At 67.8% G+C, this 18,121-nt stretch carries 12 protein-coding genes; 8 read left to right on the forward strand and 4 right to left on the reverse strand.

Annotated elements, in window-relative coordinates:
• Nucleotides 1-244: 244 nt before the first annotated feature.
• Entirely contained in the window at nucleotides 245-2,866 is a 2,622-nt protein-coding gene (glgP, locus tag CW348_RS06635) for an alpha-glucan family phosphorylase (RefSeq protein WP_011291033.1), read from the reverse strand.
• 570 nt (nucleotides 2,867-3,436) lie between these two features.
• Here glgP and CW348_RS06640 point away from each other — a divergent pair.
• The 4 genes from CW348_RS06640 (at nucleotide 3,437) to glgB (ending at nucleotide 10,953) form a co-directional block, all read left to right on the forward strand.
• Nucleotides 3,437-5,404 (forward strand): alpha-1,4-glucan--maltose-1-phosphate maltosyltransferase, encoded by a 1,968-nt coding sequence (locus CW348_RS06640; protein ID WP_104612866.1) that lies wholly within the window; start codon nucleotides 3,437-3,439, stop codon nucleotides 5,402-5,404.
• A gap of 66 nt (nucleotides 5,405-5,470) precedes the next feature.
• The gene (treS, locus tag CW348_RS06645) at nucleotides 5,471-7,291 is read left to right on the forward strand and encodes a maltose alpha-D-glucosyltransferase (protein WP_104612865.1); all 1,821 of its coding nucleotides are present in this window, start codon (nucleotides 5,471-5,473) and stop codon (nucleotides 7,289-7,291) included.
• A gap of 21 nt (nucleotides 7,292-7,312) precedes the next feature.
• Nucleotides 7,313-8,707 (forward strand): phosphotransferase, encoded by a 1,395-nt coding sequence (locus CW348_RS06650; protein WP_104612864.1) that lies wholly within the window; start codon nucleotides 7,313-7,315, stop codon nucleotides 8,705-8,707.
• 71 nt (nucleotides 8,708-8,778) lie between these two features.
• Nucleotides 8,779-10,953 (forward strand): 1,4-alpha-glucan branching protein GlgB, encoded by a 2,175-nt coding sequence (gene glgB, locus CW348_RS06655; protein ID WP_041427663.1) that lies wholly within the window; start codon nucleotides 8,779-8,781, stop codon nucleotides 10,951-10,953.
• A 78-nt stretch (nucleotides 10,954-11,031) separates the two neighbouring features.
• On the opposite strand, the gene CW348_RS06660 is transcribed toward glgB, so the two are convergent.
• Nucleotides 11,032-11,766: a hypothetical protein gene (locus tag CW348_RS06660; protein ID WP_104612868.1), complete on the reverse strand. Its 735-nt coding sequence runs from the start codon at nucleotides 11,764-11,766 to the stop codon at nucleotides 11,032-11,034.
• 169 nt (nucleotides 11,767-11,935) lie between these two features.
• On the opposite strand from CW348_RS06660, the gene CW348_RS06665 reads away from it, so the two are divergent.
• The 3 genes from CW348_RS06665 to CW348_RS06675 all read left to right on the forward strand — a co-directional run bounded on the left by CW348_RS06665 (nucleotide 11,936) and on the right by CW348_RS06675 (nucleotide 15,415).
• Nucleotides 11,936-13,138 carry a glycoside hydrolase family 18 protein gene (locus CW348_RS06665; RefSeq protein WP_011291027.1) on the forward strand — a complete coding sequence of 401 codons (1,203 nt, stop codon included), beginning with the start codon at nucleotides 11,936-11,938 and terminating at the stop codon, nucleotides 13,136-13,138.
• A gap of 76 nt (nucleotides 13,139-13,214) precedes the next feature.
• A complete protein-coding gene (gene sppA, locus CW348_RS06670; protein ID WP_016188254.1) occupies nucleotides 13,215-14,927 on the forward strand; it encodes a signal peptide peptidase SppA in 1,713 nt (570 codons plus the stop codon).
• Nucleotides 14,924-15,415 (forward strand): flavin reductase family protein, encoded by a 492-nt coding sequence (locus CW348_RS06675; RefSeq protein WP_011291025.1) that lies wholly within the window; start codon nucleotides 14,924-14,926, stop codon nucleotides 15,413-15,415. The genes sppA and CW348_RS06675 overlap by 4 nt, the downstream gene beginning before the upstream one ends.
• A 97-nt stretch (nucleotides 15,416-15,512) precedes the next feature.
• On the opposite strand, the gene CW348_RS06680 is transcribed toward CW348_RS06675, so the two are convergent.
• On the reverse strand, nucleotides 15,513-16,175 hold the full coding sequence (locus CW348_RS06680) for an HAD family hydrolase (protein WP_173668167.1): 663 nt from the start codon (nucleotides 16,173-16,175) through the stop codon (nucleotides 15,513-15,515).
• A gap of 61 nt (nucleotides 16,176-16,236) precedes the next feature.
• Nucleotides 16,237-16,968, reverse strand: coding sequence for an NUDIX domain-containing protein (locus CW348_RS06685; RefSeq protein ID WP_011291023.1), 732 nt, complete (start codon nucleotides 16,966-16,968; stop codon nucleotides 16,237-16,239).
• 147 nt (nucleotides 16,969-17,115) lie between these two features.
• Here CW348_RS06685 and nadA point away from each other — a divergent pair, with 147 nt between their 5' ends.
• Entirely contained in the window at nucleotides 17,116-18,114 is a 999-nt protein-coding gene (gene nadA / locus CW348_RS06690) for a quinolinate synthase NadA (protein WP_011291022.1), read from the forward strand.
• Nucleotides 18,115-18,121 lie beyond the last annotated feature (7 nt).

Below are 18,121 nucleotides of genomic sequence, written 5' to 3' on the forward strand. Positions count from 1 at the left end.
GCGTCAACCCGCCCCGGATCCGGGGTGCGCCGCTCCCCGCCGTACCACGGGTCGACGCAGCTCTTCTCCGGCCGCGGTGGCCGGTTGCGGCCGCTTCCCTTCCCTTTTTTCGGCTGCGATGGTGCCCGCCGCCAGGCGGTCTCCCCGAGACGGCGGCCGCGGCTGCCGCTGCCCCGGGGACAACCGCCGGGTACCGCACCAGGGTCGCCGTACCCGGCCTGCCGCTGCGGTGCGGGTGTCCTGGTCAGTGCGGCACGAGGGTGCCGATACCCATCGTGGGTTCGGCTACCACGGCCATCCCCGCTTCTGCGGGATGGGTGAGGAGCCGGTGCCGTGGGCGGATGCGGACCGTGTACCCGCACGTGCCCGCGCGGTCCAGTGGGACGGTCCCGCCGAAGCGCACCAGCGGGTAGACCACGTCCGAGGCGGGCAGCGGCACGAGTTCGGTCGTGGTCGGGTTGATCAGTTCGTCGTCGTCGTTGACGAGTCCCAGGACGACCTCCACGCACACGTCGTCCGGGTCGAGCCCGCCCAGGACCAGGGTGGCGCGCACCTCCAGTTCCCCGCCGACCTGCGGGGTGTCCCCGTTCATCGACGTTTCGACGTGTTCGATGCGCACCCCCGGCCAGGCGTGCTGCACCCGCTGTTTCCAGGCGGCGAGCTCCCGGGCTCCGCGGTAGTTGTCTGCGGCGAGCCGCCGCATGGCGAGCGCGGCTGGCTGGTAGAGCTGGTCGACGTATTCGCGGACCATGCGGGTGGCCTGCACTTTCGGTCCCAGGGAGACCATGGTGTGCTTGACCGTCTCCAGCCACCGCCGGGGCAGTCCGTGGTCGTCCCGCTCGTAGAACAAGGGGGCGACCTGCTCCTCGAACAGCTCGTAGAGGGCTGCCGCTTCGATGTCGTCCCGCCGGTCCGGGTCGTCGACGCCGTCCGCGGTGGGGATCGCCCACCCGTTGGAGCCGTCGAACCACTCGTCCCACCAGCCGTCGCGGATCGACAGGTTGAGTCCGCCGTTGAGCGCGGACTTCATGCCTGAGGTGCCGCACGCTTCCAGGGGACGCAGCGGGTTGTTCAGCCACACGTCGCAGCCCTGCACGAGGAGCGCGGCCAGCGCCATGTCGTAGTCGGGCAGGAAGACGATGCGGTCCCGCACCCGAGGATCGTCGCTGAACCGCACCATCTCCTGGATGAGCCGTTTGCCGCCTTCATCAGCGGGGTGGGCTTTGCCCGCGATGATGATCTGGATGGGGCGTTCCGGATGGCGCAGGAGCGCGGTGAGGCGTTCCGGGTCGCGCAGCATCAAGGTGAGCCGTTTGTAGGAGGGCACGCGGCGGGCGAAACCGACGGTGAGCACCTCCGGGTCGAGTGCCTCGTCGATCCAGGCGAGTTCCGCGTCGGTGGCCCCCCGCTGCCGCCAGGAGGCGCGGAGCCGTTTGCGGGCCTCGATGATCAGCCGTTCGCGCAGGGCGCGGCGCATCCGCCAGAGCTCTTCTGCGTCCCGTTCCACCAGCCGCTGCCAGCCTGCGGGGGTTTCGAGCTCTTCCAGGCCGAGGCCCATGGCCTGTGCCGCGTCCCACGCTTCTTCTGCCATCCAGGTCGCAGCGTGCACGCCGTTGGTGATGGAGGTGATGGGCACTTCGTCGACGTCGAATCCCGGCCACAGTCCACCGAACATCTCCCGGCTGACCGCGCCGTGCAGGGCGCTGACGCCGTTGACCCGCTGGGCGAGGCGCATACCCATGACAGCCATGTTGAACACGTTGGGGTCGCCGCCCGGATAGGTTTCGGCGCCGAGCGCCATCACCCGTTCCACGGGGAGCCCGGGCAGCGCCACCGGGCCGCTGAAGTGGCGTTCCACGAGTTCCTTGGGGAACCGGTCGATTCCGGCGGGCACCGGGGTGTGGGTGGTGAACACGGTTCCGGACCGGGTGGCTTCCAGCGCCTGGTCGAAGTCGAGTCCTGCGGTCTCGATGTATTCGCGCAGCCGTTCCAGGCCGAGGAATCCCGCGTGCCCTTCGTTCATGTGGAAGACCTCGGGCTCGGGATACCCGGTGCGCAGGCAGTAGGCGCGGACCGCGCGCAGTCCGCCGATGCCGAGCAGCAGTTCTTGGCGGAGCCGCTGCTCGGTGCCGCCGCCGTAGAGGCGGTCGGTGACACCGCGCAGGTCGAGGTCGTTGTCGTCGTGGTAGGTGTCGAGCAGCAGCAGCGGCACGCGGCCCACCCGCACGATCCAGACGTGCGCGGTCAGCGTGCGGTTCTCGGGAAGGTCGACGGTGATGCGCACCGGGGTGCCGCGGTCCTCCAGGCGGGTCATCGGCAGGCAGTGCGGGTCGATCTCGGGGTAGCGCTCCAGTTGCCATCCGTCGGGCGACAGGGTCTGGGAGAAGTAGCCGTGCCGGTAGAGCAGTCCCACGCCGATCACGGGGATGCCCAGGTCGCTGGCGCTTTTCAGGTGGTCTCCCGCGAGGATGCCCAGACCGCCGGAGTACTGGGGCAGGGTGGCGTCGAGCCCGTATTCGGCGGAGAAGTAGGCGATCGCTGCCGGCGGCGGGGTGTCGGAGCTGTCCGTGAGCTGCTGGTACCACAGCGGAGCGGTGAGGTAGCGGTCGAGGTCGGCGGCGGCTGCGTCGAGCCGGGCGCGGAACTCTGCGTCGGCGGCGAGCTCCCGGAGCCGTTCCGGGGTGACTTCTCCGAGCAGCCGGATGGGGTCCCGGCCCACGGCTTCCCAGAGGCGGGGCTCCACCGCAGCGAATACGGCGCGCGTAGGGGCGTGCCACGTCCACCGCAGGTTGGCGGCCAGGGTGCACAATGCAGCGAGCTCGTCAGGCAGAACGGTACGGACGGTAAACCTACGAATAGCCTTCACGAATCGGGAGGCTAACGAACAGAACGGCTGTATGCGAGCCTTCCACGCCGCCGCACCGCAGACGCGTAGTCTTCATTTCCTCCCCCGTGAACCAATCCCCGAAAAAGGATTTTTTGCCAAAGGTTTCCCTGCGGATTGGGGCGCATTGGGAGAAGCGGTTTAATCCTTCGAGAATTCCAAGTCTGATCTTGGTATCCGCGACGAGGAGTTTCTCATCTCCTCGCGACTGTCCCGCCTAGTTTGCACCAAACCTGCAGGTGGCGTGGGGCACTTCGAGCACCGTGCCCCTCTTGCCCCTTCCCTGGTCTTTGTTTCTCTCGCCTCCGAGTGTCCCTCTTGTCCACCCGATCGCCCTGTGACTAGCCTCACAGAAATACCTCGCTGCGGACTGCCGGAGAACGGGGAATTCAGTCCGACAGCAACGATCGGGACAACTCATCCAGATTCCTCACAAAATACTCCTTTTAGAGATTTTTACTCTCTTCCACTATTCACGATTCACCGTTGTCCCTCACCATCTATGCCAATCCACAGAAAACACCCATACCTCAACCTTTCGATGGTGTACCCGTGATCGGACGATTTCCCATCCTTGACGTCTCACCGGTCGTCGACATCGGCACCGCCAAAGCCGTCGTCGGCGAGACCTTTCCCGTGCGCGCAACCGTGTTCCGTGAAGGGCATGAGGCGCTCGGCGCAGGTGTCGTCCTCTACACTCCCGAAGGCCAGCGCCAGCCCTTCGTCCCGCTCCGCGAGATCGCCCCGGGCACGGACCGCTACGAAGCCGAGGTCACCGTCACCTCGGAAGGACTCTGGCACTTCGCTATCGAAGCGTGGAGCGACCCGTACGCGACCTGGTGCCACGACGCCCGCATCAAAATCCCTGCCGGCCAAGACGTCGAGCTGATGCTGGAAGAAGGTGCGCGTCTCCTCGAGCGCGCCGCCCGGCGGGTGCCCCGACGCCCCGCGCTCGCCGAGATCGCCGCAGCCATGCGCGACGGGTCCCGCTCCGCCCACGAGCGCCTCGACCTCGCCCTGTCCGACCTGGTCCGCGACGAGCTCGCTGAACGTCCACTGCGGGAACTCGTCACCCGGTCGCAGCGCTTCCCCGTCATGGTGAGCCGCCGACGCGCACTCTTCGGCTCCTGGTACGAGTTCTTCCCACGGTCCGAAGGCGCGGTGCTCGACACCGAGGACGGCGAACCCCGCTCCGGGACCTTCGCCACCGCCGCCCGCCGGCTGCCCGCCATCGCCGACATGGGGTTTGACGTCGTCTACATTCCGCCCATCCACCCGGTCGGCTACTCGTTCCGCAAAGGACGGAACAACTCGACCGTGGCCCAGCCGGGCGATCCCGGATCCGTGTGGGCCATCGGCTCCCACGAAGGCGGGCACGACGCGATCCACCCGGACCTGGGCACCATCGACGACTTCGACGCCTTCGTGGCCCGCGCCCGCGAACTCGGCTTGGAGATCGCCATGGACCTGGCCCTCCAAGCGTCGCCCGACCACCCGTGGGTCAAAGAACACCCCGAATGGTTCACGGTCCGCGCCGACGGGTCGATCGCGTATGCGGAGAACCCGCCCAAGAAGTACCAGGACATCTACCCGATCAACTTCGACAAGGACCCGGAGGGCATCTTCACCGAAGTGCGCCGCATCGTGCGGTACTGGATGTCCCACGGGGTGCGCATCTTCCGCGTCGACAACCCGCACACCAAACCGGTGGCGTTCTGGGAACGGCTCCTGGCCGACATCGCCGCAACCGACCCCGATGTCATCTTCCTATCCGAAGCGTTCACCCGGCCCGCGATGATGCACACCCTCGCCAAGATCGGATTCCACCAGTCCTACACGTACTTCACCTGGCGCAACACCAAGCAGGAGCTGGAGGAGTACCTCACCGAGCTCACCGGCGAAGCGGCCGCGTACATGCGCCCGAACTTCTTCGTCAACACGCCCGACATCCTCCACGCCTACCTGCAGCACGGGGGACGTCCGGCCTTCGAAGTCCGGGCGATCCTCGCCGCCACGCTCTCCCCCACGTGGGGCATGTACTCCGGGTACGAGCTGTGCGAGAACCGCGCGCTCAAACCCGGCAGCGAAGAGTACCTTGACTCGGAGAAGTACCAGTACAAGCCCCGCGACTGGGAGGCAGCGGAGGCCGCCGGGATCACCATCACCCCGCTGATCCGCAAACTCAACTCCCTGCGGCGCAGCCATCCCGCGCTCCAAGAGCTGCGCAACCTGCGGTTCCACTACGCCGACCAGCCGGAAATCATCTGCTACTCCAAACGGCTGGCCGGAGCCAACCACGGAGCTGACGACACCATCCTGGTCGTCGCGAACCTCGACCCCCACCACACACGGGAGGCGACAGTGTGGCTGGACATGCCTGCGCTCGGCTTCGCCCCCGGCGACCACATCACCGTCACAGACCAGTTGTCGGGGCACTCGTATCACTGGGTAGAGGCCAACTACGTCCGGCTCGACCCGCACGTGCAGACCGCTCACATATTCACCGTCGCCCCGGCCTAAGACCCCGGCCCCGCACCCGGGGTCCTGCGAGAACACAGTGGACAGCCAACCCTGGTGGAGAAGTCGATGACCACACAGCCGGCTCCTGGTGCCCGCCCGACGCCGACCGGGTCCGTTCCCGACACGTTCACCCACGCAAAGCCGCGCGACCCCTACTGGTACAAGCACGCGGTGTTCTACGAAGTCCTCGTCCGCGGCTTCTACGACTCCAACGGGGACGGCACCGGCGACTTGCGGGGCCTCATCGAAAAACTGGACTACCTGCAGTGGCTCGGCATCGACTGCCTCTGGCTGCTGCCGATCTACGAGTCCCCGCTCCGCGACGGCGGCTACGACGTCTCCGACTACATGAAGATCCTGCCCGAGTTCGGCCGGATCTCCGACTTCGTGGAACTCGTCGAAAAAGCCCACCAGCGGGGCATCCGGGTCATCACCGACCTGGTCATGAACCACACCAGCGACCAGCACCCGTGGTTCCAAGCCTCCCGGCACGACCCCGACGGACCGTACGGCAACTTCTACGTCTGGTCGGACACCACGGAACGCTACAGCGACGCGCGCATCATCTTCATCGACACCGAGCAGTCCAACTGGACCTACGACGAAGTGCGCGGACAGTACTACTGGCACCGCTTCTTCTCCCACCAGCCCGACCTCAACTTCGAGAACCCGGACGTCCAGGACGCCATCCTCGAAGTGATGCGGTTCTGGCTGGACCTTGGCATCGACGGTTTCCGCTTGGACGCCGTGCCCTACCTGTACGAGCGGGAAGGCACGAACTGCGAGAACCTCAAGGAGACCCACGAGTTCCTCAAACGCATCCGCGCCGAAGTCGACCGGCTCTACCCCGACCGGGTCCTGCTCAGCGAAGCCAACCAGTGGCCCGCCGACGTCGTCGACTACTTCGGCGACTACGAATCCGGCGGCGACGAATGCCACATGAACTTCCACTTCCCGCTGATGCCGCGCATGTTCATGGCGGTCCGGCGCGAACAGCGCTACCCCATCTCGGAAATCCTCGCGCAGACCCCGCCTATTCCGCGCAACTGCCAGTGGGCGATCTTCCTGCGCAACCACGACGAGCTGACCTTGGAGATGGTCAGCGATGAAGAGCGGGACTACATGTACTCCGAATACGCCAAAGACCCGCGGATGCGCGCCAACATGGGGATCCGCCGCCGGCTGGCACCCCTCCTGGAAAACGACCTCAACCAGATCAAACTGTTCACCGCGCTGCTGCTGTCGCTGCCCGGCTCCCCGGTGCTCTACTACGGCGACGAGATCGGGATGGGCGACAACATCTGGCTGGGGGACCGCGACAGCGTGCGCACCCCCATGCAGTGGACCCCGGACCGCAACGCCGGATTCTCCCGCTGCGACCCGGGCCGCCTCTACCTGCCGGTGATCATGGACCCGATCTACGGGTACCAGGCGATCAACGTCGAAGCACAGCAGAACAACCCGAACTCGCTGCTGAACTGGACCCGCAACATGATCCAGATCCGCAAGCAGCACCCGGTGTTCGGGACGGGGGACTTCACCGAACTCCACGCGAGCAACCCCAGCGTGTTCGCGTTCGTGCGCGAATACGGCGACGACCGGATGCTGTGCGTCAACAACCTGTCCCGGTTTCCCCAACCGGTGGAACTGGACCTCCGCCGCTTCGAAGGGATCACCCCGATCGAATGCACGGGGGGAGTGCACTTCCCGCCCATCGGGGAACTGCCCTACCTGCTGACTCTCCCCGGGCACGGCTTCTACTGGTTCCAGCTTCCGCCCGTCGCCGAAGAGCAGCCGCTCGCCCAGCCCGTCACCACCGTCCCCGCAGCCCTGCAGCCTCCTGCTCCGGCAGACCGTCCCGCGTCCGACCCGACCCAGCGGTCCTGAGGGGAAATGGATCGATCTGTCATGACTCAGCTCGAGGAGCTCCTGGCTACGTGGCTGCCCGCCCAGCGCTGGTTCGCGGGCAAGGGGACGGCTATCGACACGCTGCGAATCGACTCCGACCACATCCTGCTGCCCGGCCTTCCCGGGCTGCGCCTGCTCGTAGCCGAGGTCGTCCAAGGCAGCAGAACCGACCGCTACCAGGTACTTCTCGGGATGAGAGCCGTTGGAGCGGTCCCGGACGAACTCGTCCACGCTGTCATCGGCACCTGCCCGGCCCCCGCCGACCTGGACAGTCCGGCACCCGTGGTCGTCTACGACGCCGCGCACGACGCGGCCATGACCGGGCACCTGCTGAGCTGGATCGCGGAGAACCGGGACGTCGGCGCGGTGCGTTTCCGCGCTGCCCCCGGAACCGAGGTGCGCACCGGGCTGCGCAGCCTCGTCATCACCGGGGAGCAGTCCAACACCAGCCTCGTCTACGGCGAAGAGTACGTGCTGAAAATGTTCCGGCGGCTGTGGCCCGGGACCAACCCCGACCTGGAGTTGACGTCTGCGCTGGCCACAGTGGACTCGCCGCACATTGCGCGGCCGCACGGCTGGATCGACGTCGACCTGGTCGACCCGGCCAGCGGGCGCACCGTGCCGACGACGCTGGCGATACTGCAGACGTATCTGCGCAGCGCCACCGACGGGTGGGTGCTGGCCGCCACCAGCGTGCGCGACCTCTACGCTTCCCCGGAGCTGGCGCCCAGCGAGGCGGGCGGCGACTTCGCCGGGGAAGCCCAACGGCTGGGGGCGGCGACCGCTGCCGTCCACCGAGACCTGGCCCGGGTCCTGCCCACGGGCGTGCTCAGCCCGGAAGGCCAAGCCCACCTGGCCGCCACCATGATGGCGCGGCTGCACACCGCGGTGGACGAAGTCCCGGAGCTTGCCCCGTACGCGGAGACGCTGTACTCGGCGTTCGAAGCCTTGGGCAACACCAGCACCGACCTGCCGGTCCAACGCATCCACGGGGACTACCACCTGGGCCAGGTGGTCCGCACCGACGCGGGATGGGTGCTATTGGACTTCGAAGGCGAACCCGCGGTGCCGGTCAGCGAACGGCAGAAGCTCAGCAGCCCGCTGCGGGACGTCGCCGGCATGCTGCGGTCCTTCGACTACGCGGCCCGGTACCAGCTCGTCGGCCGCACCGACAACCCCGCCCTGGTCACCGCGGCACGGGCGTGGGCGCAGCGCAACCGGGAAGCGTTCTGCGCGGGATACACCCGCGGCGGCGGGATCGATCCGGACCTGCACCAGGTGGTGCTGCGCGCGTTCGAATACGACAAGGCGGTCTACGAAGTCCTGTACGAGGCCCGCCACCGGCCGCACTGGATCAGTATTCCGCTGGACTCGATCACGGCGCTGACCGGGTGACCGCCCGGCCTGCAGTCCGCCAACCCGCTGGCCTGCCCTGCCCGCAACCCTGCAACCGGTACGGATATCCGATGACCAACGCACTCCTCGCTGAAATCGACGCCCTGGTCGCTGGCACCCACCACAACCCGCACGCCCTGCTCGGCGCGCATCCCGGCCCGGAAGGGGTGTGGGTGCGTGCCTTGCGCCCGCTCGCCCGCTCCGTGCACGTGCTCCTCGCCAACGGCAGCCGGGTCGAACTTCCCCACCTGCACAAAGGCGTGTTCGCCGGGGTGGTTCCGGGTGCCGAAGTCCCCGACTACCGGCTGGTGGTGCGCTACGACGACGGCACCGAGCTCACCGTGGACGACCCCTACCGGCACCTGCCCACTCTCGGAGAGCTCGACATCCACCTCATCCAGGAAGGGCGGCACGAAGAACTGTGGCGCGTGCTCGGCGCGCACACCAAACGCTTCCCTTCTGTCCTGGGCGACACGGAAGGGACCGCGTTCACCGTGTGGGCGCCCAACGCCCGCGGGGTACGGGTGATTGGGGACTTCAACCACTGGGACGGCACTGGGCACCCCATGCGTTCGCTCGGCTCCTGCGGGGTGTGGGAGCTGTTCATCCCCGGGGTCGGCGACGGTACCCGGTACAAGTACCAGGTGCTCGGCGCCGACGGAGTGTGGCGGGAGAAAGCCGACCCGGTGGCGTTCGCCACCCAGGCGCCGCCAGAGACCGCGTCCGTGGTGTTCACCTCCCGCTACACCTGGCAGGACGACGAGTGGCTGACGCAGCGCGCCGCCGCTGACCTGCACCGCAAGCCGATGAGCATCTACGAGGTGCACCTCGGTTCGTGGCGGCCCGGCCTGTCCTACCGGGAGCTTGCCGACCAGCTCGTGGACTACGTCCGCGAGCTGGGGTTCACGCACGTGGAATTCCTGCCGGTCGCGGAGCACCCGTTCGGCGGCTCGTGGGGCTACCAGGTCACCTCCTATTACGCGCCCACCGCCCGGTTCGGCTCCCCCGACGACTTCCGGTACCTGGTCGACCGCCTCCACCAGGCGGGGATCGGGGTGTTCCTGGACTGGGTGCCCGCGCACTTCCCGAAAGACGACTGGGCGCTATCCCGCTTCGACGGCACCGCCCTGTACGAGCACCCGGACCCGCGCCGCGGCATCCACCCCGACTGGGACACGCTGATCTTCAACTACGGCCGCACCGAGGTCCGCAACTTTCTGGTCGCCAACGCACTGTTCTGGCTGGAAGAGTTCCACATCGACGGGCTGCGCGTGGACGCGGTGGCTTCCATGCTCTACCTGGACTACTCCCGGGAGTCCGGCCAGTGGGAGCCCAACGCCTACGGCGGGCGGGAGAACCTGGATGCCATCGACTTCCTGCGGGAGCTCAACGCCACCGCCTACCGCCGCAACCCCGGAATCGCGATGATCGCCGAGGAATCCACCGCCTGGCCCGGGGTGACCCGCAGCACCGATACGGGAGGGCTCGGCTTCGGGTTCAAGTGGAACATGGGGTGGATGCACGACACCCTGTCCTACCTGCAGCACGACCCCGTCCACCGGCAGTACCACCACAACGAAGTCACCTTCTCCATGGTGTACGCCTACAGCGAGAACTATGTGCTGCCGCTCTCCCACGACGAAGTCGTGCACGGCAAGAGGTCGCTGCTGTACAAGATGCCGGGGAACGAGTGGCAGCGCTGCGCGAACCTGCGGGCGCTCCTGGCCTACATGTGGGCGCACCCAGGCAAACAGCTCCTGTTCATGGGCAACGAGATCGCCCAAGGCGACGAGTGGTCGCACGACGCCGGGGTGCAGTGGTGGCTGCTGCGCTACCCCCACCATGCCGGGATGCGCCGGCTCGTCGCCGACCTCAACCGGCTGTACCGGAACACGCGGGCGCTGTGGAGCCAAGACACGGTCCCGGAGGGGTTCACCTGGTTGGACGGCGGTGACGCGAGCGGCAACACGCTGTCGTTTCTGCGGTGGGGAGACGACGGGTCGGTCCTGGCCTGCCTCGTGAACTTCAGCGGCCGCCCGCACCCGGAGCGCCGGGTCGGCCTGCCCTATGCGGGCCGGTGGCGGGAGATCCTCAACACGGACGCCGTGCTTTACGGCGGCAGCGGCGTCTCGCAGCCGGGGATCATCGAGGCCTCCGAGGAGACGCCGTGGCAGGGCCAGCCCGCTTCCGCTCTGGTGACCTACCCGCCGCTGGGGGTGTCCTGGCTGGTGTTCGACGGGACGTGAGCCCCGGGCGCGTCCCTTGTCCGCGTCCGGGCTGCCCGCCGCCTCCCGTCCCGGAGACCTCCAGCGGTGGCATGCCCGTCAGTCGTCGTCCTGGTTGTCACCCTGGTCCTGGTCCCGGTCGTTGTCCCGGTCCCGGTCTCTGTTGCGCCGTTCCTCTTCTTCTCTGATGCGCTGCTTGTACTCGGTGACGTCCATCGACTCGGCGATGGTGAGGTAGAGGCTGTCGTAGCGCTGGTCCACCGACCAGACGTAGACGAGGACGTCGCTTTCCGGGAGGAACCACAGCCGCACCTCGAAGGTGTCGTCGTTCTCGCACGTCACCTTCCAGGTGGAGTAGTGCGACTTCAGCCCGTCGGCGTGGGTGGTCAGCCCGTCGCCGATCAGGTGCAGCGTGGACTCTTTGATGCCGACGTTGCCTGCCTCGGCGGTGGTGAGGCTGCGGCAGGTCGTGGGATCCGCGGCCCACCCGTCGTCCTTGTGGAAGGAACTGTCTCGTTTCGGCCAGTTGTCGGGGTGCCGCTGGGCGGCTTTGGGCCGTACCTCGACCGCGCCGTAGCCGCACGTGTCCTGACCGGGGGGCCGCATGCACAGCATTCCCTCCCCCTGGTCGACCTCCCACCCCTGGGGCGCGTTGATCTTGACGCCCTCAATGTTGAGCTGGGTGAACCCCGCGGGTGCGGGCGCCTCGGCAGCTTCGAGGACACCGCCGTAGGTGGCCTCCGGTTCGGGAACGGGGGGACGCTCCGACGAGGCCGAGTCGGAGTCGTCGCTGCACCCCGTCATTGCCAGGGCTCCGGCGGCCAAAGCCGCCATCAGGCGGACGGGGAGACGTCTCCGAGGGGCTTCGAACCGCGATCGGCTGGGGATGCCGGACATGCGATTCCCTTCTCTACACGCTTGACCTCAACGACGATAGCGGGCGAATCTGACGTTCTGCGCCACACTCTGTGACACCGACCGCCCAGATGCGAGAGGACCCCCGGTGCGTATCATCGGCTACTTTCCCCAATGGGGTATCTACGACCGTCACTACTTTCTCCGTGACGTCCACTCCAGCGGACAGGCAGCCAAACTCACCCACCTCACCTACGCTTTCGGCGAGCTGGACGAGAAAGGCGTCTGTGTCATGACCGACGAGGCGACCGGGGACGCCTGGGCGGACTACCAATGTCGGTTCAGCACTGCGCAAAGCGTAGACGGCCGGGGCGATTCCTATGAACAGCCCCTGGCCGGAAACTTTAACCAGCTCCGGAAACTGAAGAAACGGCACCGGCACCTCAAGGTGGGGATCTCCTTCGGCGGCTGGAACGCCTCCCGCTACTTTTCCAACGCCGCACGCACCCCCGCGTCACGGGCCGCGTTCGCTTCTTCCCTGGTCTCCCTCTACTTCGACGGCAATCTCCCCATCCTGCCGGGCGAGCCCCAGGGCGGCCCCGGGGTGGCGGCGGGAATCTTCGACTATGTCGACTTCGACTGGGAGTGGCCAGGGTCCCCGGGCCACGAGCACAACGTGGTCCGGGCAGAAGACCGGCGCAACTACACGCTGCTCGTCGCCGAGACCCGCCGCCAGTTGGACGCGTTCACGGCCCGGACTGGCCGCCCCGTGGAGATCAGCGCCTACCTGCCCGCCGACCCGGAGCGGGCCGCGGCAGGGATCGAACCGGAGCTCTTCGACTACCTGGATTTCGGGATCGTCCAGGGCTACGACTTCAACGGCGACTGGGACCTGACCACGAACCACGCGTCCCAGTTGTACACGCCCCCGGATGACCCTTCGCCCCGCAAACTCAGCCTGGACGTCGGCGTAGTTACCTACCTGGAAATGGGGGTTCCCCCGGAGAAGCTGGTGATCAGCGTGCCCGGCTTCGGTCGGGGCTGGCGCGGGGTGCCCCGCGGCCGCCGCAACGGCCTCTACCAACGAGCCCGGGAAGTCGCCCCCGGCACCTGGGAGCCGGGGGACGAAGACTACAAGACCTTGGCGCGCCGCCCCGGGCGGCGGTTCCGCGACCGGGAGTACGGGGCGCTGTGGCTGTACGACGGGAACGAGTTCTGGAGCTACGACGACCCGGAAATCATCCGGATGAAAGCCGCCTACGCCAAAGACCTGGGGCTGGGCGGGTTGAGCCTGTGGTCGCTGGACAACGACGACTCCCGAGGCTCCCTGGTCCGCGCCATGCACGGGTGACCGGTAACGGACAGGCGGGATTTCCGTTTTGTGCGCGGGAATCCCTGAGGGGAAATGCTCGTCTAGGCTGAGGGGCATGGTGGATGCCGCAAAGCTGTTCGACCCTCTGACCACAATCCGGCGTCGGCGCACTGCCCCGCTGGTCCTGGAATTGGACCTGACGGAGGGGATGATTGACGAACCGCCGGGTGACCCCCTCAGCCAGATCATGGCGATGCGGCGGCAACGGCTGTTCGACATCGTCGAAGGCATCCGGCGCGGGGCCCACGACCCCCGGGTCAAAGCCTTGATCGTCAAGATCGGCTCCCAGTCGCTGGGCATGGCCCTGGTGCAGGAGCTGCGCCAGGCCGTAGCCATGTTCCGCCGGGCAGGCAAGCACACGGTGGCGTGGAGCGAGTCGTTCGGAGAGTTCGGCCCCGGTTCGCTCCCCTACTATCTGGCCACCGCGTTCGACGAGATCGCGCTGCTGCCTTCCGGTTCGGTGGGGCTGACCGGGCTGCGGGTGGAGAACCTGTTCTTCGCCGAGGCCCTGGAGAAGCTCGGTGTCGACTACCAGGGCGGCGCCCGGCACGAGTACAAGACCGCGCTCAACATGTTCACGGAGCGCGGTTTCACCGACGCGCACCGGGAGGCGAGCGGCCGCATCGTGGAATCCCTCACCGAGCAGTTGGTGGCGGGGATCAGCAGCGGCCGTGACTTGTCCGAGGAGCGGGTGCGCGAGCTCATCGACCAGGGGCCGTTCCTCGCCACCGAGGCGGTGGAAGCGGGCCTCGTCGACAAGGTCGCCTACCGGGACGAGATCTACTCCGACCTGCTGGACCGCTACTCCGCCGACGGCACTCCCGCCCACTTGCAGTACGTCTCCCGCTACCAGCGGACCCGGTCCCTGGCCGACCGCGTGCCGGTCGCGCAGCGCAGCGGATATGTGGCCCTCATCTCCGGGGTGGGGCAGATCGTCACTGGGCGGAGCCGCCGCTCACCGCTGGGCGGGGGCGCAGTCATGGGTTCGGACACGGTGGCCGCAGCGTTCCGCGCGGCCCGCAAGGACCCGAACGTCCGCGCCGTAGTGTTCCGGGTGAACAGCCCGGGCGGCTCCTACACCGCGTCCGATGTGATCTGGCGCGAAGTGGTGCTGACCAGCCAGGCGGGTACCCCGGTCGTGGTGTCGATGGGCGACGTCGCCGGGTCGGGCGGCTACTTCATTGCCGCGGGTGCTGACGTCATCATCGCGCAGCCGGGGACGATCACCGGGTCGATCGGTGTGGTGGTCGGCAAGGCCGTGCTGTCGACCATGCTCGCCAAGCTCGGGGTCACCAGCGACTGGATCGACAGTGGCAACCACGCGGGCATGTTCAGCCCGAACCGCCCGTTCAGCGAGTCCGAGTGGGAGCGCGTCAACACGATGCTCGACCACATCTACGACGACTTCGTGGGCAAGGTCGCTGAGGGCCGGAAGATGACCCGCGACCAGGTCCACGAGGTGGCCAAGGGCCGGATCTGGACTGGTCAGGACGCGTGCGAGCGGGGCCTGGTGGACGAGGTCGGCGGATTGGAGACCGCGATCCGCATCGCACGGGACCGGGGTGGGCTGCCTCCGTCCGCTCCGGTGCGGCACTTCCCCCAGCTGGGTCCGCTCGAGCGTCTGATTCCGGCGGAGTCCAGTGAGGACCGGACCGCTCAGGCACAGTTGCGGTTGAGCGGGTGGGGGCCGCTGGCGGAACTGTCGGCACGTCTGGGCCTGCCGGCGGCGGGGCCGCTGGTGATGCCGGGCACGTGGGAGATCCGGTGATCAGTGCCGGGGAGTTCACCGAGGCGCTGGCCCATTTCGCCACCGGGGTGACGGTGGTGACGGTGGCGGACGGCCGGGACGACATCGGCAGCACGATCACCGCGTTCGCGTCGATCTCCGTGGAGCCGCCGCTCGTCATGGTGAGCATCACGTCGACCAGCTATCTGGCCGAGGTGATCGACCGCCGCGGCCGGTTCGCGGTGAATGTGCTGAGCGCCCGGCAGAAAGCTCTTGCGGGCCGGTTCGCTGCTGCGGGGCGCCCCAGTGCGCGCCTGCTGCTGGCCGCTGAACCGCACCAGCGGGGGGAGCACACCGGCGCGCTCGTGCTGACCACCGCGGTTGCCGCGTTGGAGTGCGAGGTGAGCCAGCGGGTCGTGGCCGGGGACCACACGATCTACCTCGCCTCGGTGCTGGCTCTTCCCCCGGTGACGGGCGGGGTGGACGGCCCGCTGATCCGCTACACCAGCCGCTACCGGACGTTGGGCTGAGGGCGGCGCACTGGCCGCTGGCTATCAGCCGGGGCGGGCGTCCCCGCTTGTCCCGGCTCGGCCGGTGCGCCGGGACCCGCGGCAGGCGTCCCTGCTGCTAGGGGCGGGCGAGCCGCGCGGTCAGCCACTCGGTGAGTTCGGTCAGGCTGGACACGATCACGTCGGCTTGGGCGGCTTCGGGGCGTTCCGCGTGCAGGTAGCCCCAGGGGCCGCGGCGCACCAGGGCGGTGCGCAGCCCGGACGCCCGGGCCGGGATCACGTCGTTGTCGACGCGGTCGCCCACGTAGAGGATCTCCTCGGCGGGCACCCCGGCTACGTCGATCACGCGGGTGAAGAACTCCCGTTCCGGTTTCGCCACTCCCCATTGGGCGGAGACGTAGATGCCTTCCGCCGGCAGGTCCATGGCACGCAGCGCGTCCGCGGCTTGGGGAGGCTGGTTGCCCGCGATGATCACCCGCAGGCCGAGTCCGCGCAGGCGTTCCAGGGTGGGGCGGGCATCAGGGTAGAGGTCGGCCTCGTCGAAGTTCTCTCGCAGCGAGTGGGGTTCGTCCCGCTGCCACGCCTCGAGTTCGGCTTCCAGGTCGAAATCGGGTTTGACGAGCCGGAAGGCGTCAAGCATCGGGCGGCCTTCGGCAAGCACCCCGCCCAGGGTGCCGAAGAAGGCGAGGCGGGGGACTCCGAGCCGGTCAGCCCAGCGGCCGAAGATCCGGGTCTCGTCGATGAGGGTCTCGCCGACGTCGAAAACCACGCTGCGAATCATCACAAAGGGGACGCTAACACAACGCTTTTCCCACGCTTGGTGGGGGCGAGGCGTGGCGGGGTCACGTCGGCGGGCGGAGCACCGCGAAAGCGTCGGTGATCTCCAGCGTGCGGGTGCGGAAGCGGAAGAGTGCGGCTGGGCGGCCTCCGAGCCGTCCCGAGGGCACGCTTCTCCCGGTCTCTTCGATCTGCCCCCGGCGGAGCAGGATCCGCCGCAGGTTGGTGGCTGTGACGTCGTGCCCCAAGGCAGCCCGGTAGTAGCGGGAGAGCTCGGATATCGTGAATTCCGGTGGGGCGAGCGCGAATCCGATGTTGGTGTAGGAGAGTTTGGCGCGCAGCCGCTGCCGGGCCGCGCCCACCATGGCCGCATGGTCGAAGGCCATAGGCGGCAGGTCGGTCACCGGGAACCACTGGGTGTCGTCTGGAATGAGCGGGTCGATCCCGGCGGGTACGAGCCCTAGATAAGCGGTGGCCACCACGCGGCCGAGGGGGTGGCGGTTCGGGTCGCCCCAGGTTTGCAGCTGTTCCAAGTGGGCGAGTTCCCGCACGTCGACTTTTTGCGCGAGCTGGCGGCGGATCGACTCGCCGAGGCCTTCGGTGGCGCCGAGCCTGCCGCCGGGCAGTGCCCACAGCCCTTCGTAGGGGGGACGGCCGCGCTGCCAGATGAGGACGCAGAGGCGGTCCTGGCGGATCTGGAAGACAACAGCGAGCACCTCGTGGGCGGTCCCGGACGTGTTCTCAGTTGGGTGCCGCACCTGGGCGAGATTCGCGGGATCTGCTCCGACCCCGTCCATACTCCACCCCCGCTTCCTTTTGTCCATTGGGAATCATGTTAGGCTGCCTTGAGTTTTTGCCTATGAGACAAAAACTAGCCGACCCACCGGAACCCCACCTGCCCGAACGGGCAGTTCCCCGGTCCATCTGAAGGAAGAAGCACCGACATGGCAACGGTCACCACCTCCGCGGACACGATGACCCGACAGGAGTGGGCCGCCGAGGTCCGCCGCCTAGCGAAAGAACGCGACGCGGTCATCCTCGCGCACAACTACCAGCGCCCCGAAATCCAGGACGTCGCCGACTACACCGGTGACTCCCTGGCCCTCTCCCGCCTGGCAGCCACCGTTGAGGCGAGCACCATCGTTTTCTGCGGCGTGCACTTCATGGCGGAAACCGCCAAACTGCTCTCCCCGGAGAAAACCGTCCTGCTCCCCGACCCCGCGGCCGGGTGCTCCCTGGCGGACACGATCACCGCCGAAGACGTCCGGGCGTGGCGCGCCGAGCACCCCGACGCCGTCGCGGTCGCCTACGTCAACACCACCGCCGCGGTCAAAGCCGAGGTCGACATCTGCTGCACCTCCTCCAACGCGGCTGACGTCATCCGGTCCATCCCCGAAGACCGGGAGATCCTCTTCCTGCCCGACCAGTTCCTCGGCGCCCACGTCAAACGGGTCACCGGCCGGGACAACATCCACGTGTGGATGGGCGAATGCCACGTGCACGCCGGGATCGACGGCCACACCCTGCGGCAGCGGGTCGAAGCCGAGCCCGACGCCGAACTCTACGTGCACCCCGAATGCGGCTGCGCGACCTCGGCGCTCTACCTGGCTTCCTCCGGCATGGTGCCTGAAGAGCGGGTCAAAGTGCTCTCCACCGGAGGCATGCTGCGCGCCGCTGAGAAGACCACCGCACGCAAGGTCCTCATCGCGACCGAGACCGGCATGCTGCACCAGTTGCGCGCCGCCAACCCGTCGACCGTGTTCGAACCGGTGAACTCGCGCGCCGAGTGCCACTACATGAAGATGATCACCGCGGAAAAGCTGTTGGCGTCCCTGCGGGACGGGACCACGGAAATCACCGTTCCCGAGGATGTGGCAGCCCGGGCCCGCGCCTCGGTGGAGCGCATGATCGCGATCGGTTCACCGTCGCGCGGCGGCGAATAAAACCCTC

The sequence above is a fragment of the Thermobifida sp. genome, assembly GCF_017577275.1.
In the GTDB taxonomy this organism is placed as follows: Bacteria; Actinomycetota; Actinomycetes; order Streptosporangiales; family Streptosporangiaceae; genus Thermobifida; species Thermobifida fusca.